13 protein-coding genes are annotated in these 20,759 nt (G+C 72.4%); 4 read left to right on the plus strand and 9 right to left on the minus strand.

Annotation, left to right across the window (positions count from 1 at the left end; translation table 11 throughout):
• Nucleotides 1–20 precede the first annotated feature (20 nt).
• The gene (locus AB0637_RS03275; protein ID WP_366169724.1) at nucleotides 21–1,064 is read right to left on the minus strand and encodes a cell wall-binding repeat-containing protein; all 1,044 of its coding nucleotides are present in this window, start codon (nucleotides 1,062–1,064) and stop codon (nucleotides 21–23) included.
• Between the two features lie 119 nt (nucleotides 1,065–1,183).
• The gene (locus AB0637_RS03280; RefSeq protein WP_366169725.1) at nucleotides 1,184–2,251 is read right to left on the minus strand and encodes an iron-siderophore ABC transporter substrate-binding protein; all 1,068 of its coding nucleotides are present in this window, start codon (nucleotides 2,249–2,251) and stop codon (nucleotides 1,184–1,186) included.
• Nucleotides 2,252–2,552: 301 nt separating this feature from the next.
• Here AB0637_RS03280 and AB0637_RS03285 point away from each other — a divergent pair, with 301 nt between their 5' ends.
• Complete coding sequence (locus AB0637_RS03285) at nucleotides 2,553–4,229, plus strand: ATP-binding protein (RefSeq protein WP_366169726.1); 1,677 nt, start codon at nucleotides 2,553–2,555, stop codon at nucleotides 4,227–4,229.
• Between the two features lie 71 nt (nucleotides 4,230–4,300).
• Here AB0637_RS03285 and AB0637_RS03290 read toward each other — a convergent pair whose 3' ends face one another.
• The 5 genes from AB0637_RS03290 to AB0637_RS03310 all read right to left on the minus strand — a co-directional run bounded on the left by AB0637_RS03290 (nucleotide 4,301) and on the right by AB0637_RS03310 (nucleotide 11,661).
• Nucleotides 4,301–5,260: a cell wall-binding repeat-containing protein gene (locus AB0637_RS03290; protein ID WP_366169727.1), complete on the minus strand. Its 960-nt coding sequence runs from the start codon at nucleotides 5,258–5,260 to the stop codon at nucleotides 4,301–4,303.
• Nucleotides 5,261–5,644: 384 nt separating this feature from the next.
• On the minus strand, nucleotides 5,645–6,607 hold the full coding sequence (locus tag AB0637_RS03295) for a cell wall-binding repeat-containing protein (protein ID WP_366169728.1): 963 nt from the start codon (nucleotides 6,605–6,607) through the stop codon (nucleotides 5,645–5,647).
• Between the two features lie 98 nt (nucleotides 6,608–6,705).
• Nucleotides 6,706–8,019 carry a hypothetical protein gene (locus AB0637_RS03300; RefSeq protein ID WP_366169729.1) on the minus strand — a complete coding sequence of 438 codons (1,314 nt, stop codon included), beginning with the start codon at nucleotides 8,017–8,019 and terminating at the stop codon, nucleotides 6,706–6,708.
• Nucleotides 8,016–9,020: a glycosyltransferase gene (locus AB0637_RS03305; protein ID WP_366169730.1), complete on the minus strand. Its 1,005-nt coding sequence runs from the start codon at nucleotides 9,018–9,020 to the stop codon at nucleotides 8,016–8,018. Before AB0637_RS03305 ends, AB0637_RS03300 begins: the two co-directional genes overlap by 4 nt.
• Nucleotides 9,021–9,150: 130 nt before the next feature.
• Nucleotides 9,151–11,661 (minus strand): cell wall-binding repeat-containing protein, encoded by a 2,511-nt coding sequence (locus AB0637_RS03310; protein WP_366169731.1) that lies wholly within the window; start codon nucleotides 11,659–11,661, stop codon nucleotides 9,151–9,153.
• A gap of 519 nt (nucleotides 11,662–12,180) precedes the next feature.
• Between AB0637_RS03310 and AB0637_RS03315 the strand changes: the two genes are divergently transcribed.
• The gene (locus tag AB0637_RS03315) at nucleotides 12,181–14,409 is read left to right on the plus strand and encodes a bifunctional diguanylate cyclase/phosphodiesterase (RefSeq protein WP_366169732.1); all 2,229 of its coding nucleotides are present in this window, start codon (nucleotides 12,181–12,183) and stop codon (nucleotides 14,407–14,409) included.
• A gap of 83 nt (nucleotides 14,410–14,492) precedes the next feature.
• Here AB0637_RS03315 and AB0637_RS03320 read toward each other — a convergent pair whose 3' ends face one another.
• Entirely contained in the window at nucleotides 14,493–15,434 is a 942-nt protein-coding gene (locus AB0637_RS03320; RefSeq protein WP_366169733.1) for a hypothetical protein, read from the minus strand.
• Nucleotides 15,435–15,551: 117 nt separating this feature from the next.
• Complete coding sequence (locus AB0637_RS03325) at nucleotides 15,552–15,965, minus strand: cold shock domain-containing protein (RefSeq protein ID WP_366169734.1); 414 nt, start codon at nucleotides 15,963–15,965, stop codon at nucleotides 15,552–15,554.
• A 99-nt stretch (nucleotides 15,966–16,064) separates the two neighbouring features.
• On the opposite strand from AB0637_RS03325, the gene AB0637_RS03330 reads away from it, so the two are divergent.
• Nucleotides 16,065–18,311: a bifunctional diguanylate cyclase/phosphodiesterase gene (locus tag AB0637_RS03330; protein ID WP_366169735.1), complete on the plus strand. Its 2,247-nt coding sequence runs from the start codon at nucleotides 16,065–16,067 to the stop codon at nucleotides 18,309–18,311.
• Nucleotides 18,312–18,365: 54 nt separating this feature from the next.
• Nucleotides 18,366–20,753: a diguanylate cyclase gene (locus AB0637_RS03335; RefSeq protein ID WP_366169736.1), complete on the plus strand. Its 2,388-nt coding sequence runs from the start codon at nucleotides 18,366–18,368 to the stop codon at nucleotides 20,751–20,753.
• The last annotated feature ends 6 nt before the right edge of the window (nucleotides 20,754–20,759 follow it).

A 20,759-nucleotide genomic window follows, 5' to 3' on the forward strand; every position in this document is an offset into this window, starting at 1 on the left:
GGGCGTCGCGGAACTGGAGGTCAGCCGACAGGCGATGCCGAGGCCGGAGACTTGATGGAGTTCAAGACCGCATCGGTGAGCGCCTCACTGTCTCCGAAGGCCAGGCCGATGGTCAGCGTGTCCTGGTGCGTCAAGACCCAACCCGTCGTCGCCGCACCCATGCTCGTCCGGCTCTCGCTCAGCAGCAGCGGGAGGCCCTGGCGCCCGAGGACCGGTCCCGCGACGAGGGCGTCCACGCGAGTGCCGTTCGCGAACCCCGCCCCCTTCGCTGTCAGCCCGGCCGCCGCGGCCAGGTTCGAGTCCGCCACGGCCACGGCGGTCGCCGTGCGGTCCGTCCCGGCGAGGCGTTGCGGCGCAGCGACCCCGGCCACCTGGCCCACCTGCTCGAGCACGGCGGACGAGACCGCGTGCTCGTCCCCCGCCACGACGACGGCGTCCGGCCGCAGGTTCCGCAGCGCGGTCGCGGTCGCCGCGGGCAGGTCGTCGGTGCCGGTGAGCAGGACGGGGACCCGCCCGGCGAAGGCCACGGGCGAGAGCGCCAGCGCGTCGGCGGCCACCTCGTCCACCGCGACGTCCCCGCGCGCGAGGAGGACGGTCGAGACGGGCGTGAGGCCCCGTCGCAGCTCGGTGGCGCGGGCGAACGCCGCGACGGCGGCGGCCGTCGCGTACCGGTCCGGGCCGTAGATCCGCTGCCCGGCGCGGCCCGCCGTCAGGGCGTCGTACGTCGCGGGCGCGACCGACGCCTCGGACCCGAGGACGAGGACCGTCTCGGGGTCGAGCGCGGCGAGAGCGCGGGCGGTCGTCGCCGGAACGTCGTCGCGACGGGTCAGCAGGACGGGGCCGTCGACGACACCCGCGAGGTAGGCGGCGCCCAGGGCGTCGATGCCGTTCGTCTCGCCGTTGGCCACGACCACGGTGCGGGCGCCGTGGACCCCCACCGCAGCCCGGGCCGCGGTGTCGTAGCGGTCGACCCCGGCGACCCGCGAAGCGCCGGGGTCGAACCCCGCGGCCGCCTGTGCCGGAACGACTCCGACCCCCAGCACGCTCGTCGCGACGAGCACCACCGCGCCGCACAGTCGTGCACCCGTCGCCCGCACCTGAACCCCCGTCGATCGTCGTCGGCGCCGCGGGTGCGACACCTCCGCGATCCTTCCAGCACCGAGTTCTGGAATGCGGAACGGGGTCAGGACGTCGGGGTGACCATGTCCTGCGGCGCCCGCCCCGCGACCGCCTCGACGAGCTGGGGCGTGAGGTGCTCGAGCAGGTACCGGCGACTGAGCGGGGTGTTGAAGTAGATCGCCCCGGAGAGCACCGAGTCGGTGTAGACGGCGCGCCCCTGCTCGACCGCCGGCAGGGAACGCAGGGTCCCGAAGTCCAGCAACCGGTCCACGGCGCCGTCCCCCTCCGTGGCGAACACGACGACGTCGGCCCCGAGGAGGTCGGTGCGTTCGGCGGAGATCTGCGCCTGCTGCCCCGGCTCGGCCGCCCAGCTCTCCAGGCCGGGGGTCATGCGGAAACCGAGGTCGGTGAGGAAGTCGGTGCTGAACCCGTCGGGGTAGACGTACAGGACCCCCGAGTACGGCGAGCCCTGCGAGAACGTCGCCTGCTTGCCCGCGAACTCCGGGTGCTCGGCGGCCGCCCGGGCGTAGGCGTCCTGGACCCCGGAGATCAGGGCCTCACCGGCGGCGGACCGGCCGACGGCACGGGCGATCTGACGGGTCTGGTCGACCCAGCTCGAGGAGTACCGCTCCGCCCCCGGGACGCTCGTGACGGTGGGCACGAGGGCGGAGAGCGTCTCGTACTGCTCGCGGGTCAGCCCCGCGTTCGTGCCCACGATGAGGTCCGGCGCGAGGGCCGCGATGCGTTCGAGCTGCAGGCCGTCGGCCTGGCTGAGGACCTCCGGCGCCGCTCCACCCAGGAGGTCTGTGGCCCAGGGCCAGACGGCGTGGGGTCGTTCCCCGTACCACTCCGTGGTGGCGACGGGCACGACCCCGAGCTCGAGCAGGACGTCCTGCTCCGTCAGGCCCACGACGACGACCCGTTGCGGCGCAGCGGGGACGACCGTCTCGCCGAACTGGTGCGCGACCGTCACGGGGAACGCGTCCGTCGGACCGGCCGAGGAGGAACCGCCCGGTGCGGTGGGCTCGGCGCCGGCCTCTGCGTCCTCCCGACCGCAGGCCGCGAGGGCGCTCGACGCCGCGGACAGGGCGGCGAGGGACACGACGGAACGACGGGACATGATCACGGACACGACTGCAGAGGTTAGCCTAACCTTGCTCCTTCGGCAGGCCCCGTCAGCTGGGCTGCGCAGCGCCCACGTAGATGCGGTCGGTCGGCTGACGACGGTCGAGTTCGGCCTGTGTTGCCGCCGGCATGGACGCCCTGTGTGTCAGCAGCAGCGGGCACCCGCCTCGGGCGCCCTGTCAGTGTCACCGGTCACTGTACTGTCAGTAGACCCTACGACAGCACTGAGAGTACAGTGACGACACTCACTGACACGGTCATGACAGTGACGCGCTAGTGACGTGCCAGTGATGCTGGGGAGGGGTCACGTGGACCAGGACCAGTTGGACGAGGCGGTCGCACGCCTCCGTCGACAGGGGACGGACGACGCCACCGCGGAGGCGAAGACTTGCGCCAAAGACCTCAGCAAGGACGTCTGGGACTCCGTGAGCGCCTTCGCCAACACCGCGGGCGGTCTGCTCGTCCTCGGCCTCGACGAACGCGCGGGGTTCACCGCCGTGCCCTCGTTCGCCCTCGACCGCGTCTTGGACCAGTTCGTCGACGGGATCGGGGACGGGAACCCGGCGGGTGCCCGACTGACCAATCCTCCGACCTACCGAGTCAGCCGGCTCGCCGTCGACGGCGACCCCGTCCTGGCCATCGAGGTCGCGGAGAACGGTCCCGGGAACAAGCCCTGCCACGTCACGGCGAAGGGGCTCGTCAACGGCTCCTTCCGGCGGGTGGACGACAAGGACCTGCCGTTGAGCGCCACCGAGATCTTCGAGTTCCAGCACGTCCTGGTCGACCACGCCGCCGACCGCCGCACCGTTGCGGAGACCACGATCGAGGACCTGGACCCGGCCGCGACGGACCGGCTCCTCACGCTCAAGGCCGACAGCAAGGCACTGCGAGGGGTGGACGACCGGGACGCACGGTTGCGACGCCTGAACGTCGTCGACGCCGAGGGTCGCCTACGCCTGGCGGCGCTCATCACCCTCTCCCCCTACCCACAGCAGTTCCTGCCTCGCCTGCTCGTCGACGTGATGGTGCACCCGACGAACGAGAAGTCCTCCCCCACGGAGAGGTTCCGCTACCTCGACCGCCAGGAGTGCGAGGGCCCCCTCGCCGAAGTCGTGAACGACGCAGTGAACGCCGTAGCGCGCAACCTGCGGACCCACTCCACGGTGACCGGGTCCGGTCGCGTCGACGAACTGGAGATCCCCCGCGACGTCCTGCGCGAGGCGGTCGCCAACGCCGTCCTGCACCGCGAGTACCACCCCCTCTTCCAGGGGCAACCAGTCACCGTGGACGTCTTCCCCGAACGGGTTGTGGTCACCAGCCCCGGCGGGTTGTGGGGTGGCAAGACGGTGGACAACCTCGCTGACGGACGATCGCGCTGCCGCAACCAGACACTGCTGCAGCTCCTGCAGGACGTTCCCCTGGCCACGGGCGAGACAGCAGCCGAGGGCGGTGGTGGCGGGATTCTCTTGATGATCCACCAGATGGAGGCGCACGCCCTCGAACGTCCGCGGTTCCGTGTCACCCCGGATTCGGTCACCGTCGAACTGCGCCGCCACGGGGTCGAGATCGCGGCGAACCAGGAGTGGCTACGAGGACGCACCACCGATGACCTGCCGAGGCAGGAGGCGGCCATCCTGCTGATGGCCCGTCGCGAGGGTTCGGTCGACGTGCAGTCCGTCCGGGAGGCGTTGCACATCGATTCCGACGACGCACGCGGCGCACTGGCCCACCTGGTGGGGGCGGACCTCCTCTCGCGCCGGGGACCGGAGAACTACACCCTCACCCCAGACAGCACGCCCCCCGGGACCGACGTGCTGAGCGTCCTGTCCACCACTGACCCCATGGACGTCCACGCCGTCGCGACGGCCACCGGCTGGACTGTGGCCACGGTGCGGCGTGCGTTGCGACGGTTGATCCAGGACGGACTCGTCACCGCCACGGCTGCGCCCACCAGCCGGAACCGGCGGTACCTGCGTCGGCCGTGAACCGGAGCACCGGACGGAACCGCCCCGGAGCCTGTGAACGCAACGCCGTGGACGCTGCCGAGCAGGCCCCGTCAGCTGGGCTGCGCAGCCCCCACGTAGATGCGGTCGGTCGGCTGCCGACGGTCCAGTTCGGCCTGCGTCGCCGCCGGCGTGGACGCCTTCTGCGTCAGCAGCAGCGGGGCACCCGTCTCGGCCGCGAACGGGCCCGCGGCGAGGGCGTCCGGGAAGTTGTCCCCCACGGCGAGCACGGCCTGGGTGCTCGTCGGGAAGAACCGGCGTCCCACGGCCACGGCGGTCGCGTAGCGGTCCGTACCCGCGAGGCGCTCGAACGTCGCCCCCTGGAACCCGAGGGCCTTGATCTGGTCGAGGACGGTGTTCGAGACGGCCTTCTCGTCGCCGAGGACGATGAAGCGACTCGGCTTCAGCGGGAGGAAGTCGGCGGTGAGGGCGTCGCGGATGGGGTCGGGAAGCCCGTTGGGACGCACCAGCAGGACCGGCGCCCCGATGCTCCCCGCGGCCGCGGCGCCCGACAGGGCGTCGGGGTAGTTCTCCCCCGTGGCCAGGAAGACGGTGTCCGGCTTGTCGAAGAGGATCTGGGCGACGACGGCCGACGTGTCGTAGCGGTCCTCACCGTCGAGTCGCAGGACGGAGTAGCCGAGCCGCTGCAACGACGTCTCGACCTCCGCGCTGACGGACGCGGTGCCGCCGACGATGTAGACGGACGTGGCCTTGCGCGCGGCCAGCTCCTCGAGCGTCGACGGCGGGAGCGCGTACCGCCCCGTGAGCAGGACCCGGCTCTGGTCCGCACCGGCGGCCGCGGCGGCGGCGAGCGCGTCGGGGAAGTTCTCCCCTGTCGCCAGGAAGACGGGGGCGTACTGAGAACCCTCGAACGCCTTCGAGACGGCGACGGCCGTCTCGTAGCGGTCGTTGCCGGCCAGCCGCACGTCCGCCGCCTGGGCTGCGGGTGCGGCGGCGAGCGCCAGGACGGTGGAGGCGGCGAGCGCGGTGAACAGACGACGACGGTGCGGCACGTGTTCTCCTCGGGTGGGACGGCGGGTGCAGCCTGGCACGACCGCACGGGTCCCGGTGCGGAATCTCGAGATCCGTCCGGCGGCGCTCGACGCCCCGATCGCGTCGTCGACCGGGAACGCGGACGAGGTCCTCGGTCCAGTGAGACCGTGATCGGCACCCGGTAGGGGTGAGCGGCACGAGGCACCGCAGCGAACCGACCGGGGTGATCGACGACGACCCTGTCAGTGTCACTGGTCACCGGTCACTGGTCACTCGTCACTGCACTGTCAGTACCTCCACGGGAGCACTGAGGGTGTAGTGACGACGCTCACTGACACGGCCACGACAGCATTCCCGGGCGCGTGGCGCGCCGGAACGACGTGGCGGCTTCCCGCAGGTCCCGTTCAGCTGGGCTGCGCAGCCCCCACGTAGATGCGGTCGGTCGGCTGCCGACGGTCCAGTTCGGCCTGCGTCGCCGACGGCGTGGACGCCTTCTGCGTCAGCAGCAGCGGGGCACCCGTCTCGGCCGCGAACGGACCCGCGGCGAGGGCATCCGGGAAGTTGTCCCCCACGGCGAGCACGGCCTGGGTGCTCGTCGGGAAGAACCGACGCCCCACAGCCACGGCGGTCGCGTAGCGGTCGGCACCCGCGAGGCGCTCGAACGTCGCCCCCTGGAATCCGAGGGCCTTGACCTGGTCGATGACGGCGTTCGAGACGGCCTTCTCGTCACCGAGCACGAAGAACCGGCTGGGCTTGAAGCGTGCGTACGCCTCATCGGAGAACGAGTCGGCGACCACCTCCGGCAGGGCGTCGGGACGCACCAGGAGGACGGGTGCGCCGATGCGACCCGCGGCCGCGGCCCCCGCGAGGGCGTCGGGGTAGTTCTCGCCCGTGGCGAGGAAGACGGTGTCGGGATCGCTGAAGAGGCTCGTCGCGACGTAGGCCGCCGTCTCGTAGCGGTCGGCGCCGTCGAGGCGGACCGTCGAGTAGTCGAGCCGTGTCAACGCGGTCTCGACCTCGGTGCTGACGGACGCGGTGCTGCCGACGACGTAGATCTCGGAGGCGTGGAGGGTCTTCAGCTCCGCGAGCGTGGCCGCGGGCACCGTGTAGCGACCGGTCAGCAGCACGCGGCTACGGGTGGCGCCGGCCGCGGCGGCGGCGGCGAGCGCGTCGGGGAAGTTCTCGCCCGTCGCCAGGAACACCGGGGCGATCGGTGAACCGGTGAACTGCTGGGAGACGGCGGCCGCCGTCTCGTAGCGGTCCGCACCGGCCAGGCGCTTGTCGGCGGCCTGGGCGGCGGGCGTGGCGGCCAGGGCCAGGACGGTGGACGCGGCGAGCGCGGTGAACAGACGACGGCGGGCGCGCAACTTCTTCTCCTCGTGGCAGGCGGTCCTCGCAGCCTGGCACGGGCGGGGAAAGCGCTGTGCGGGAACGGGGAGAGGGCCCCGATCGGCGCAGCCCCGCGTCAGGAACGCAACGGGACCTCACCCACCGCGGTCGCCTCCGCGTGGTCGGGCAGGGCGTGACGGAACCGTCGGCACGCGACGACGCCGGCCAGCAGCAGGACCCCGACCGCCGCGGGCAGGCTGCGGTACACGAAGAACGCGTGGATCTGGGAGTGGTTGCTCAGCACGCAGTACCAGGCCGGGACGACGAGCGCGGGCAGCGCGACGGCCGCGAACGTCGCCAGCCCCCGCACCCCGTGCCGCGCAAGCGTCAGCGCCACGAGCACCGCGAGCAGCACCGTCGAGGCCACGACGACGGGGACCGCCGTCACCGAGTGCTGCGTCCAGTAGGTCCAGTTCGCGACGACACCCGCCCCGAAGGCGTGCGAGACGTCACCGCCGTCGAGGCGGAACTGACTCACCTCCTGGACGCGGGAGAACACCGACAACCCCTGCCCGAGCGCCCCGATGAACCAGCGGAACACCCACGTGAACCCGAACGCGATCGGCCACGCGGCACCGACGGCGAGGACGGTCCGCCAGGTCTCCCGCGGGTTCCGCGTGCGGGCGTGCGTCACCGCGGCCGCGACCGCCGCGCACAACGCCCACGCCATCGGCGGGACGGTCAGCAGGTCCGTGTAGCAGAACAGCGCCGCCGAGAACCCCGCCCCGAGCACCGCCGCGCGCCATCCGCGGGAGGCCGCGACCGCCGTCACCGCGACACCGGCTGCCACCGTCGCGAGCGCGATGCCGTGGGTGAAGGCCCTGTCCGGCATGGCGAGGGCGTTCGTCGTGGCCGCGATCGGCAGGAACAGCGCGAACCCCGCGACGGCGCCGAGCCGACGGGTCACGGCGAGGAACGCCGCGAGAACTGCCGCCGCGAACACCCCCGTGACGACGAGCCGCAACCCGGGGACGTCGGTGAGCGCGAGGACGGGTCGGGTGAGGACCGAGTACCCGCTCCAGTAGCGGAAGTAGGTCGCGGGGGTCTGGAAGTCCTCCCCCGCCGCGAGGCGCTGGATCTCCCCCTTGCCGTCGTCGCACGAGGAGAGCCGGGGTCCACCGGTCGTGAGGTTCCACAAGCTACGCGGGTCGTCCGGCGTCGTGACGCCGTACCCGAGTTCCGCGCACTCGGTGAAGCGGTCGGCCGTTCCGCCGACTCCGTCGGGGCCGTAGGGGGCGCCGTAGTCGCCGGTCTGGATGGCCTGCGCGAGGTGCTTGATGATCGGGCCGTTCGGGACGGCCTGGGCGCCCATGAGGAGGACGAAGAACACGACCTGCAGAGCGACGAGCCCGACCAGCGCCTTGACGGCGAACCGCACGACGCCGCTCACCGGCGGGCCGCGCGGTCGTGGCGGACGTCGACGTCGGGGGCGGGTCGTACCCCGTCGAGCAGCGTCAGCGGGCTGGGGTACTCCAGGTAGACGAGGCGGGAGGCCTCGTCGGAGGCGTGCCGGACGGCCTCGAGGATGACGCCGACCGCCGTGACGACGACCGCGATCATCATGAGGGCCGAGGCGAGGATCGCCGTCGGGAAGCGCGGGACCAACCCCGTCTGCACGAACTCGACGACGACGGGGATGCCGAGGACGACGGCGACGAGGGCGATGAGCCCGCCGAGGAGGGAGTGGACGAGCGTCGGCCGCTCGTACCGGGCGAGCCGGACGATCCAGCGCAGGATCGCCCACCCGTCGCGGTAGGTGCGCAGCTTGCTCGCCGACCCCTCCGCGCGGTCCTTGAACCCGACCGGGACCTCCGCCTGCGGGACGCGCAGGTTGACCGCGTGCACGGTGAGCTCGGTCTCGACCTCGAAGCCGCGGGAGATGGCGGGGAAGGACTTCACGAAGCGGCGCGACATGACGCGGTAGCCGCTGAGCATGTCCGTGACCGGCTCCCCGAAGACCGTGGAGACGACCTGGTTGAGCATGCGGTTGCCGGCCGCGTGGCCGCGCCTGTAGGCGGTGACCGTGCTGGCCCGCCGTGCCCCGACGACGTGGTCGAGCCCCTCGGTGATCAGCTTCTGCACCAGCTCCCCCGCGACGGAGGCGTCGTAGGTGTCGTCCCCGTCCAGCAGGACGTAGACGTCCGCTTCGACGTCGGCGAAGGCGCGGCGGATGACGTTGCCCTTGCCCGGCCGCGGCTCGTACCGGACCAGCGCCCCGTGCGCCCGCGCCACCTCGGCGGTGTCGTCGGTGCTGCGGTTGTCGTAGACGTAGACCGTCGCCTCCGGCAGCGCCGCCAGCACGTCGTCGATGACGTGGCCGACCGCGGAGGCCTCGTTGAGGCACGGGAGGATTACCGCGACGTGGGGGACGGGCGTGGGCGGGTGGGGCATGGAACGAGAGTAGGGGGACGTAGGCGCCGCTTCTGGCACCGCGGGGTGGACGGCGCGATCACGTCGGGAAGTGGCGTACACGACAAAGGGCCCGTGGTTTTCCACGGGCCCTCCGTCAGTGTTCTGAACGTCAGTTGATCGTGACGTCCGAGCTACCAGCGAGGTCCCAGTTGACGCTCGCCGAGGTGGCGGTGCCCGACTGGTCGATGATCGTCGCAGGCAACTGCACGCCGGCGGTCGTGCCCCCGCTGATCGACTGTGCGGTCGTCGGCGCGGCCGTGATGGCGATGGTGAGGACCTGACCGGTGGCGTAGGAGGTCCCGTTGATCACCGTGGGGCCGGTCGGCAGAGTCCACGTGGAACCGGTTCCTGCGACGAGGTCGACGATCGTCCCGTCGGCATCCCGGACACGAATCGTGTCACCAGCGGTCACGGCGGCCACAGCCCGATCGAAGGCGATCGTGACAGTGTCACCCGCGTCCAGCGAACCGGTGAGCCCGCCGGACGTCGTGAGAGCCGCGTAGACCGACTTCGGGGCGGTCGTGTCGGCCGGCGCCGTGATCGTCTGGGTGGTCGAGGCCGTCCCGTTCACCACAGTGCCCGTCACCGGAAGCGTGGCGACCACACGGTAGGTGTACGCACCAGGCGTCACGTTGTTGTCCGTGAAGGTGATGGTCCCCGCAGCCGCGTCCGGGGTCACGGTCGCGTTGGTCACGGTGGTGTAGTCGGACGCCGACGTCAGCTTTCGCTGCAGCGTGTAGACCGTGCCAGCCGAGGCCAAGGGGGAGACGGGCAGGACGACGCGGACGTCGTTGCTGGCCGTACCAGCGTCGAAGTTACCGACGCTTGTGATGCCTGCGGCAGTAATGTCGCCGGAGGACGGAGCGATCTCAGCACCGAGGTTGAAAGTCGAGACACCCGAGGCCGCGGGGTTGTAGCTGATGGAGATGCCCTGGCCGAGGCTGATCGCCGACTCGAACTGCGCCTGCGTAATGGCGAGCCCCTGGTACTGGAACGTGTCGTTGCTGTCCCAGGCGAAACGGACATCGGACCCGCTGCCCGCGTCACCGGTCAGGTAGTCGTCGGTGAGCGAGATGGCCGAAATGGCACCCGGGGCCACCGTCGACGCCCCGAAAGTCGCAGCCGGCGGAAGGACGGTCGTGCGGCCACCGACACCGAAAGTTTCGGTCGGGCGGTTGTTCGCGTCGACCTCGAGGCGAGTGTCGGCACCGCCGTCCACGTAGACGACCGGCACGAAGCTCTCCGCAGTGGAGGTCGGCGTCGAGACTGTGAACGAAATCGAGCCGTTGGCGGCGGGAGCAATGCCACCCACAGACTGAGCGCCGGTGACGCTCACGCCGTTGACGACGTTGATCAGGCTGCCGACCGTACCGGGCGTCACGACCTTGGGCGTACCCGCCGCGACGAACGAGTACACGCCATTGGCGTCACGCGTCACGTTGGCGGTGTTGACGAGCGTCACCCGGTAGTTCGAGCCGGCCGCCAGTCCAGTCACCGAGTACTGACGCGTGGTGCTGAACCCGGTCAGGACCGCGTCCGTCGGCGTCACGTTCAGTGTGGCGTTGGTCGTAACGTCGCCGCCACCGGCGGTCTTGGCAGCCGCGGTCAACGACGTCGGAACGCTGTTCGTGTCACCGAAGGCAACACCGGTCACCAGCGTCGACGCGTTCGCCGTCAGGTAGTTCGTCGTACCGGTACCGAGCGCGTTGGTGCCCAGGGTCAGCAGGATCGGCGCGTTGTTCTTGGCAGCCCAGGGGCCGGCCGCGAGAGCATCGATCTTGTCACCGTTGGCGATGGTGGCGGTGGTGCGCTGGTACTTGCCCTGCTGGATGCCGTACTCGGCGATCTTCTGGGCGGTGAGGGAGCGGTCGTCACCGGCGATGGTGGTGACGGTCGCACCGAGGCCGGTGACGGCGGTCTTCACCGAGTCGGTGATGGCGTTTCCGAGGACGACAACGTTCTTGACGCCACCACTCGTGATGGCGCTCGCGGTCGCGGCCGGCAGCGAGCCCGCGTTGGTCAGCAGGACCGGGGTGCCGTCGAAGGACAGCGGCGAGGCCGCGAGGGCGTCGGGGGAGACCTGGCCGGCGAGGAGGTCCGCGCGGGCGAGGAAGACCGTCGAAGACTTGGTGCTGCCGAGGTTGTAGATCGCGGCGGCGGTGGCGAAGCGGTCGCTACCGGAGACGACCTGGACCTGCAGGCCCGCGGCGGTCATCTGCGCGATGGCGGTCGCGTCGACGGAGTTGGAGTCACCGAGGACGATCGCCTTGGTGGCCTTCAGCGTCTTGATCGCGTTGACCGTGTAGGCCGGGACGTTGCTCTTCTGCGTGAGCAGGATCGGCGCGTTGTTCAGGCCCGCGGCGTAAGCACCGGCCTGGGCGTCGATCGCGCGGTCGCCGTTGGCGACGACGACGGTCGAGGAGCCACCGGGGAACGCCTTGGTGGCGATCTGGGCGGCGGTGTCGAAGCGGTCAACACCGGAAACCTGGGTACCGGCAGGGTTGAAACCAGCTGCAGCCTGGGCCGGCATGGCGGCGAAGCCAAGGCCGGACAGACCAACAAGAGCCGCGACGCCGGCCCCGATACCACGCCGGCGCAACCGGGAGGTTGCTGCGGTCACGATTGCCTCCAAGGCATGTGAAAGTGATGTTCCCCCCCGTGAGGGGCCGGCCCGGTTTCGGGCCTGCGCCACCCCGCCCTCCCCGCTACTCAGCGGAGTGACTCGGTGACAGATCTGAACGTACACGAGAGTCACACCAGCAACACGGGGAGTAACGGAAGATCTCCTGCCCCATCGGCGTGTCGGGTGGCGCGAACACACTGTGACCTGCGGTTTTACGTCTCGCAGGGGTTGGTTACAGTTTTGTAACGGGCAGCCTCACCCGTCTCGACGGCCCCAAGTAACCCATCTGGAGTAGTCACACGGGGTGGGGTCACCATCCCCGCACGGACCATGACGCTCTGTGGCTCATGTGGGTGACTCAGATCGGACCATGGTCGACCTGGCTCCTACGGGTGGTCGTCGCTGTGTGTGACGGCGGCGATCACGGAACGGATCCCTCCCCCTGTAGCTCTTCGGGACCCGTTCTCACGCACTCGGCCCATCCAGCCGACCCCCCGCCGGACCGAACCCTTGGCCATGACGCTTCACCGGCACGCCTGGCGCTCGGCCCTCTCGGCCGCCGTGCTCGCCGTGTCCGCCCCCGTGGCGCTCCTCGCGCTGCCGCGGTGGGACGGAGCGCGCCCGGTGGAGCTCAGCGCGGGGTTGACCTGGCTGCTGCTCTGCGCGGCCGTCCCGTTCCTCTCGCTCAAGGGGTCACGAGCGGGCGTCGTCCGCTACACCGCCGCCGGCACCGTCTGGGGCGCGGGCACCGCCCTGGCGGGCGCCTTCCCGACCGCCACGCTCGGGCCGGTCCCCTTCCCGGTCCTCGTGCACGCGCTCTCCCTCACCGGCCTCGCGGTGGTCGCGGCTCAGCAGCTCCGCCACGCCCGCGTCGCCGGCGACGACCAGCCGCTCCTCGTCGAGGCCGCGCTCTTCGGCACGGTCATGGGTGCGCTCGCCTGGGACGGCTTCGCCCGCGCCGGGTACTCGGGCGACGCGTGGTGGAAGGCGAGCGTCTGCCTCGTCATCGCCCTCGCGGCCTTCGTCGCGGCCTCGGCGACCGTCCTCGGCATCGAGCACGCCCGGTTGCGCCCCGCCTGCCTCGGCCTGGGGCTCGGCGCGCTCGGCACCGAGGTCGTGGCCGTCACCTCGGCCACCTCCCACGGCACCGCCGACGTCGCCATGCTCCTGGCGGTGGCCGGCGCCGCGCTCATGGTCGCCTCCCAGCCCCGCGGGGGACCCGTCCGGCACGGCGGCGTCTCCGTCACCCAGGCCGCGCGCCGGCTGCGGGTGGCCGTCGCCCTCCCCGGGCTCGCGATGCTCGCCGACGTCGTCCTGAACATCACCGCACCGCGCGCGGACGGCGTGCTGTTCGTCTGGTTCGGGACCGTGATCGTCGCGGCCGCGGTCCGCCAGGCCGCCACGGCCCGCGCCATCGACCGCACCCGGTCGACGCTGTCCTTCCAGGCCCGGCACGACCAGCTCACGGGCCTGCAGAACCGCTCCGCCCTCGCCGACGCCCTCGTCGAACCCGACCGCACCCAGTCCCTCGTCATCCTGGAGGTCAGCGGCCACGACGACGTCACCGACGTCCTCGGTGTCCTCGTGGGCGAGGAGGTCCTGCGGGCCGCGGCGTCCAACCTCCGCGAACACGTCGACAGCCTCGGCGGGACGACCTACCGCGTCCGCCACGACGAGTTCGCGGTGCTGCTGCCCGGCAGCCCCGAGGAGACCGTCCGGCACCTGCCGCACGTCTTCCACGCCGTCAGCGCCGCCCCCGTCCAGGTCGACGGGGCCGGTCGCTTCCCCGTCGAGGCCGTCGCCGGCGTCGCGCGCGTCGACCCCGGAGCCCGCGCCGGCGGCGACGCCACGCTGCCCCTCGTCCACGCCGACCTCGCCCTGCGCGACGCCCGCGCCAACCCCGGCCTGCTCGGCTACTCGGTCTACTCCGGCGCCGTCGCCGCCCAGCACGCCCGCCGACTCCTCGTCCGCGAGCGCCTCGCCTCGGCCATCACCGGCGGCTGCATCGACGTGCACTTCCAGCCCATCGTCGACTTCTCCACCGGCCGGGTCGTGAAGTTCGAAGCCCTCGCCCGCTGGGACGACCGCGAGCTCGGCCGGGTCTCCCCCGTGGAGTTCGTCGCCGTCGCCGAGGAGTCCAACCTCGTCGTCGCGCTCGGGGAGCACGTCCTGCGCCGGGCCGTCAGCTCGGCCCACAGCGCGGGGGTCTTCGACTCCGGCGTACGGCTGGCCGTCAACGTCTCGGTGGTGCAGCTGCAGTCGCCCGGCTTCGCCGACGTCGTCCGCGAGATCCTCACCGACTACCGGATCCCGCCGCACCTGCTGACCCTCGAACTCACCGAGTCGGTCTTCCTCGACTCCGACTCCCCCGCCGAACGCGTCGTCACCGACCTCGCCCGGCTGGGCTGCCAGATCGCCATCGACGACTTCGGCACCGGCTACTCCGCCTTCGGCTACCTCGACCGGCTGCCCGTGCACGTCCTGAAGATCGACCGCTCCCTCACGCAGTCCCTCACGGGCGAGGGCAACGGCCGGTCCGTCGTCTCCGCCGTCGTCGACCTCGCGAACAACCTCGGGCTGACCGTCGTCGTCGAGGGCGTGGAGACGGACGAGGAAGCCGCGATCTGCCGCTCGATGCGCGCCGGCCTCGGCCAGGGGTGGCTGTACTCGGCGGCCGTCACGTCCGACCGGATCGTCGCCGAGCTCGAACGCGAGTACCCCGTCTCGCCCGAGCCCGTGCGCTGACCCTCACCGCGCGCCGGCGGCGGACGGCGCGATGGGAACGTTCCGACCCACCCGATCGACGTGAGCGGGTCGGGACGTACCGGTCAAGGGACGACGCGCCAGGACCGCGGGCCAACCCGTGCGAGTCCCCGCGTCCGGGCGTCGCGCAACCGCCACACCGTCCGCCGCACGTGGGCGGGGCGCACGTCGACGGAGGTGAAGCGGGCCACCACGAGGCCGTGGCGCTCGAGCCCCTCCTGCCGGACGTGGTCGACCGTGCTGACCTCGAGCGCGAGGTGGTCACCGCCGTCGAACTCACCGACGAGCCCGGCCTCCTCGTCGAGCAGGTCGGGGGTCCCCAGGTGGCGACCCGCGAGGTCGACGAGACGGTGGTTGACGAGCGGGATGGGCAGTCCGGCGTCGAAGACCCAGAGCATCCGGAGCTCCGTCTCCTTCGGAGAACGGACGCCCGGCACCGCCAGACCTGCCGCGGCCCGCGCGACCGGCGCTCCCCTCAGCCGGGGCCGCTCCTCGAGGTGGGCCAGGACCGCCGGTCCCGTCGTCGCACCCGCCGCCCACAGGGCGTCCACCGCGACGACACCGCGCCGGGGGACGTCCGACAGCCGAGCCAGGTCCAGTCCCGTGCGGACGGCGCTCGTCACGGGCACGCCGGCCACCTCGGTGACGTCGTCGTCCCGCAGCTCCGAGCGCAGCACGCGCACCCCCGGGCGGGGCCGCATCCGCCCCGCCGCCGGCAGGCAGACGAGGACGGGGAGTTCCTGACCGCCGCAACGGCCGTCGAACCAGCGCGCCCCGTGCAGCCAGGCCGCGGCCCAGCCGCCGACGACACCACCGGGCGGCAACAGCGGGACGACGTCCCCGATGCGCCGCAGCACCCCCGGCTCCACCCCGGCGTCGGCGTGCACACCCCGGAAGGGACGGCGCACGGCCCGGGACCGCAACCGGCTGTCCGTCACCCCACGGCGGAGGAGGTCACCACGGCGCAGGGCCGTCCCAGCCAGGACCTCGGGAACCTCGCTGCGCACCGGCGCAGGATGCCGGGCGGAGGCGCAGTCACGCTCCGTCCCTGTGGACAGCCGTGGACCGGTACGTCCCGACCCGTCGCGACGCTGCGAGCGGGTCGGAACGTTCCGGTCGAGCCGTCAGCGGCGGGTGTCCTCCACCACGAACCCGCGGTCCAGCCCGTAGTCGGACAGGAAGTCACGCACGGCGCGGACCTGGGTCGACCCGATCCCGTCGACGCTCAGCAGGATCTCGGTCACCTCGCGGCGGAACTCGCGCAGCGAGACGGGACGCTGCGCGGAGGAGGACGCCGCGGGGCGGCGCTGCTCCGGCGGCGGGCCGCTGCGGCGGGACTCCACCTTCACGTCGGACGCCTTCGGACCGCGCTCGCCCTCACCGAGGGTGAACTCGACGAGGGCACCTTCCATCGGCCCGTCGTCGGTGCCACCGACGACGTCCTTGAAGTGGAAGAAGACGTCGTCGGGCGCTTCGGGGCTCCGGATGAAGCCGAACCCGCGCTCCTCGTCGTACGAACGGACCTTGCCCTTGGCCACTGCACCCACCACTTCCAGCTGATCGAGACCGTGCGGGGCCCATCCTCCCGCACCGGGAGAGTGGTCAAGTCCACCCCGGGGGCAGCCGATGCCTCCTCCATGGCCTCCCCGCTCGCTCCGACGCGCCCCACCGCGGGTCGCGTCGGCGGCGGACTGGGGCTGCTGGCGCTCGCGGGCGGTCTCACGGCCCTCGCCGCGCAGCTGCCGGGCAGCGTGCGGGCCCCCTTCGCGGTGACGGGCGTCGCGGCCATCGCGGCCACGGCCGTGGCCCTCATCACCCTCTACAAGGGGCACAACTCCCACAAGTACCTCGGAGCCGCGACGTTGTGGGGCCTCGGGGCCCTCGCCGCGGGCCTCTTCCCCACGACGACCCTCGGCCCCTTCCCGATGTCACCGCTGGCCTTCGCGTTCGGCGAGCTCGGCCTCCTCTGCGTCCTGCTGCAGCTGCTCGTGCGGGCTCGGGCCGGCAGCGACGACCCACCGCTCGTCGTCGACGCCCTCATGCTCGGCAGCGCCCTGGCCACGGCCGGCTGGGACGCCTTCGCGCGCACGGGCCACCACGGACCGGCGGGCTGGTCCGCGGCGGTCGTCGTCGTCCTCGTCGTGGGCTCGCTCGTCGCCTGCTCGGCCATCGCGCTCGCCGTCGAGCAGCCGCGCCTGCGGATGGCCGCCGTCGGCCTCACGGTGAACGGCGTCGGCACGGCGCTCGCCGCCGTGTGCTTCCACCACGAGGCCGTCGTCGCGTACGCGGCGTGCGCGGTCGCCGCCGTCGGTGGTGGCGTCGGTCTGCTGTGCCTGCCGCGCGACGGCGTCGTGCGGCATGGGGGCCAGGCCGCCGAGCGGGCCGCTCGCCGCCTCGAGACCGCCTCCCTCGTGCCGGGTCCGATCCTGCTCGTCGACCTCGTGCTGCTCGTGATCGACCCGCGCGCCGACTCGGTCCTCTACGGGCTCTACATCACGGTCCTCGTGACGTTCACGATCCGGCACGCCGCGACCGCGCGCTCGATCGACCGGACCACCGCCCACCTGACGTTCCAGGCCCTGCACGACAGCCTCACGGGCCTCGGGAACCGCGCCCTGCTCGAGCGCGCGCTCACCGAACCCGACCGCGCCTCCTCCCTCGTCCTCGTCGAACTCGTGGGACTCGACGACGTCAACGACGTCCTCGGGGTCAGCGCGGGCGACGCCGTCATCGCCGCCGCCGCGCGCGAGGTCGGCGCCGTCGCCGACGAGCTCGGCGGCCAGGCGTACCGGACGGCGGGCGACGAGATCGCCGTCGTCCTGCCCGGCGAGCCGGCCCAGGTGGTGCGGCACGCCGAACGCGTGGTCGCGGCCGTCACGGCCGCCCCCGCGGCGGTCCCCGGCGCCGCCCGGTTCCCGCTGACCGGGGTGGCCGGCATCGCCAGCTGCCCCTTCGGCGAGGAGTACGACGCCGGCGACGTCATGAAGCCGTTCGTCCAGGCCGACATCGCCCTGCGCGACGCCAAGCACCTCGGCTCGGGGATCGTCTCGGTGTTCTCCGGGTCGGTGGCCGCCGAGCACGCGCGGCGCAGCCTCCTGCGCGACCGGTTGCACGAGGCCATCCGCGAGGGGTGCGTGGACGTCCACTTCCAGCCGATCGTGTCCTTCACGACGGGCCGCGTCGACAAGTTCGAAGCCCTCGCCCGGTGGGACGACCCCGTGCTCGGCAAGATCTCCCCGGTGGAGTTCATCGCCGTCGCCGAGGAGTCCAACCTCGTCGTCGCCCTCGGCGAGCACGTCCTGCGGTCGGCCGTCCGGTCGGCCTTCGAGGCGGGGGTGTTCTCCGTGGGTGTCGGGCTGGCCGTCAACGTGTCGGTCGTGCAGCTGCAGTCCCCGGGTTTCGCGGACATCGTCGTGGAACTCCTCGATCAGTACCAGCTCGCCCCGCACCTGCTGACGCTCGAACTCACCGAGTCGGTGTTCCTCGACGAGGACTCCCCCGCCGAACGCGTCGTCACCGAACTCGCGGGCCTCGGGTGCCGCATCGCGATCGACGACTTCGGGACGGGCTACTCCGCGTTCGGCTACCTCGGGCGGCTGCCCGTCCACGTCCTGAAGATCGACCGGTCCCTGACGCAGTCCCTCACCGACGACCTCAACGGGCAGTCGGTCGTGACGTGCGTCGTCGACCTCGCCACCCGCCTCGGGTTGACCGTGATCGTCGAGGGGGTGGAGACGGAGCAGCAGGCGGAGATCTGCCGTTTCATCTCCGCTCCCCTCGGGCAGGGCTGGCTGTACTCCCCCGCCGTCCCGCGCGAACTCCTCGGCGAGCAGCTGACCCGCGTGTACCCGACGCCTGCCCGCCTCGTGGCCGACGGCGCGTAGCAGGTCGGGACTTCTAGACTGTTCCAGGGGTTCGGCGGTGCCGACAACTTCCCGGTGAACCCACCTGCCGGCCTCGTGACGGCCCGCGCGGCCCTGCCGGTCCGGAGCCTGACGTTCACGGCCCTCTTCGCCGTGGCGGTGTTCCTGGGCCGCCTCACGATCCTCGACGGCACCAGCCTGAGCCTCGTGTGGCCCGCCGCGGGTGTGGCCGCCGCCTGGTTCTGCGGTACGCGCCACCGCTGGCTCGACGCCGTCCTCCTGGCGAGCGTGACGGTCGCCGTCAACGCCCTCACGGGGGCCGGCCCCGTGCTCCTGGTGGGTTTCGTCGTGACGAACCTGGGCCAGGCGCTGCTGTTCGCCGGCCTTCGCCGCCGGTGGTTCTCCCCCGGGGCCGGGTTGGGCACCCGCCAGCTCGCGGTCCTGCTGGGGACGACCGCGATCGCCTGCGGTGTGGGTTCCCTCGGCGGGACGCTCACCGTCGCCGCGGTCGGCGCGGAACCCAGCTGGGTCGGCGCCGCGGTCTGGTTCACCCGGAACTTCGCCGGCCTCCTCCTCGTCGCCCCCGTCGCGCTGCGCCTCGAGGCGCGCGTCCCCGTGGCGCGACCCCGGACGTCGCGCGGGCGGCTGGAACTCGCGGCCGCGGTCGCGCTCTCCTGCGCCGCCTACGCCGGCGTGTTCTGGGGCCCGGCCGGGATCCCCCTGTCCTTCCTGCCGCTGGCCGCGACGATCTGGTTGGCCCTGCGCTTCGACACCACGATCGTCGTCGCGACGAACCTGGTCGTCGCCGCGATCACCGTCGTCGGGACGTTCCAGGGCATCGGCCCCTTCGCCGGGATCGACGACCTCGCCACCCGCGCCCTCGTCGTGCAGGTGCACGTGGGTTTCGTCGCGGTCCTCGGGATGGCGCTGGCGGTCGGCCGCGACGAACGCGCCGAACTCCTCGCCCGCCTGTCCGCGGCGAGCGAGCAGGCCCAGCGGGACCGCAGCGAGGCCGAACGCAACGCCCGGTTCTCCGACGCCGTCCTCGCGAGCGTCGGGTCCGGCATCGTCGTCGCCGACCCCCACGGTCGCCTCCTGCTGTTCAACGACCTGGCCCGCGCCTGGCACGGTCTCGACGCCGACGACAGCCTCGACCCGACGGACCACGCCGACAACTACCACCTCTACGGCCCGGACGGCGTGACCCCGCTGACGGCGGCGCAGGTCCCGTTGCTGCGCACCCTCGCCGAGGGCAGCGTGAGCGGTGCGGAGATCGTCATCGCCCGCCCCGGCGCGGGGTCGGTGCCCGTGGTCTGCACCGGCCGCACCGTCACCGACGAGGCGGGGACCGTCCTCGGCGCCGTCGTCGCCATGCACGACCTCAGCGAGGTCCGCGCCCGCGAGGAGGCGCTCGCGCGCGCCAACGCCCAGCTGGAACTGCACGCCGGCCGGGTCGAACGCCTCGCGGTCGCCTCACGGGCCGTGCTCACCGCGGAGGACCCGCGGCAGGCCGTCTGCGACGCCGCCGTCGAGATCGCGGGCGCGCAGGCCGCCTTCCTGGCCCAGCCCGACGGCGAGGGACACCTCGTCGCGACGGCCGCGACGGGGATGCCGGAAGATTTCGCACTGCACCTCGACCTCCGCCGGGACACGAGCCTGACCCTGTCCAGCTACCTGTTCTGCGAACCGGTCTTCGTCTCCGACGTCGCGATGCACCCCCAGGCCAGCCCGCAGCTGGCCGCGGCCGGTGACCAGGTCTCCGGTGCCTGGCAGCCCGTCGTGGCCGGTGACGGTCACGTCGTGGGCGTGCTGTGCGTCGTCTGGCACGAGCGCCTGGCCCGGCTGGACCCCACGACCGCGGCGATCCTCACCGGGCTCGCGGCCGAGGCGGCGCACGCGTTCAGCCGCGCCGACGTCCTGGCGCAGCTGTCCGAAGCCGCCGACCACGACCCGCTGACGGGGGTCGTCAACCGGCGCCGGTGGGACGAGCTGGCCCGCCAGGAGATCGCCCGCGCCACCCGGTCGCGGACCCCGCTGACGTTCGCGCTGCTCGACCTCGACCACTTCAAGCGCTACAACGACACCCGCGGCCACCTGGCCGGCGACGAGCTGCTGCGGGCCTTCACGAAGGCCGCGGCGGCGCAGCTGCGCGAGGTCGACACCCTGGCCCGCTGGGGCGGCGAGGAGTTCGCCCTCGTGCTCCCGGACTGCTCGGCCGCCGACGCCGTGGCCGTCGTCGACCGGATCCGCGCGGCCGTCCCGGACGGCCAGACGTGCACCGTCGGCGTCTGCCAGTGGGTGCCGGGTGCCGACGCCCTCACCGTCGTCGCGGCCGCGGACGAGGCGCTGTACGTGGGCAAGCGCACCCGCGACACCACCGTCGTCGGCACACTGCCCGGCAGTTCCTCCGGCAGGGGCTCCGCCGAACCGGTGACGTCGGCCTCCGACGTCTACAGCTTCTAGAAGAGC

This window comes from Kineococcus sp. NPDC059986 (genome assembly GCF_040702905.1).
Lineage (GTDB): Bacteria > Actinomycetota > Actinomycetes > Actinomycetales > Kineococcaceae > Kineococcus.

Bases quoted from the DNA above. Each gene is read 5' to 3' on its own strand.
- AB0637_RS03305 (WP_366169730.1), bottom strand. From the start codon at position 9,020: ATGCCCCACCCGCCCACGCCCGTCCCCCACGTCGCGGTAATCCTCCCG.
- AB0637_RS03315 (WP_366169732.1), top strand. From the start codon at position 12,181: ATGACGCTTCACCGGCACGCCTGGCGCTCGGCCCTCTCGGCCGCCGTG.
- AB0637_RS03330 (WP_366169735.1), top strand. From the start codon at position 16,065: ATGGCCTCCCCGCTCGCTCCGACGCGCCCCACCGCGGGTCGCGTCGGC.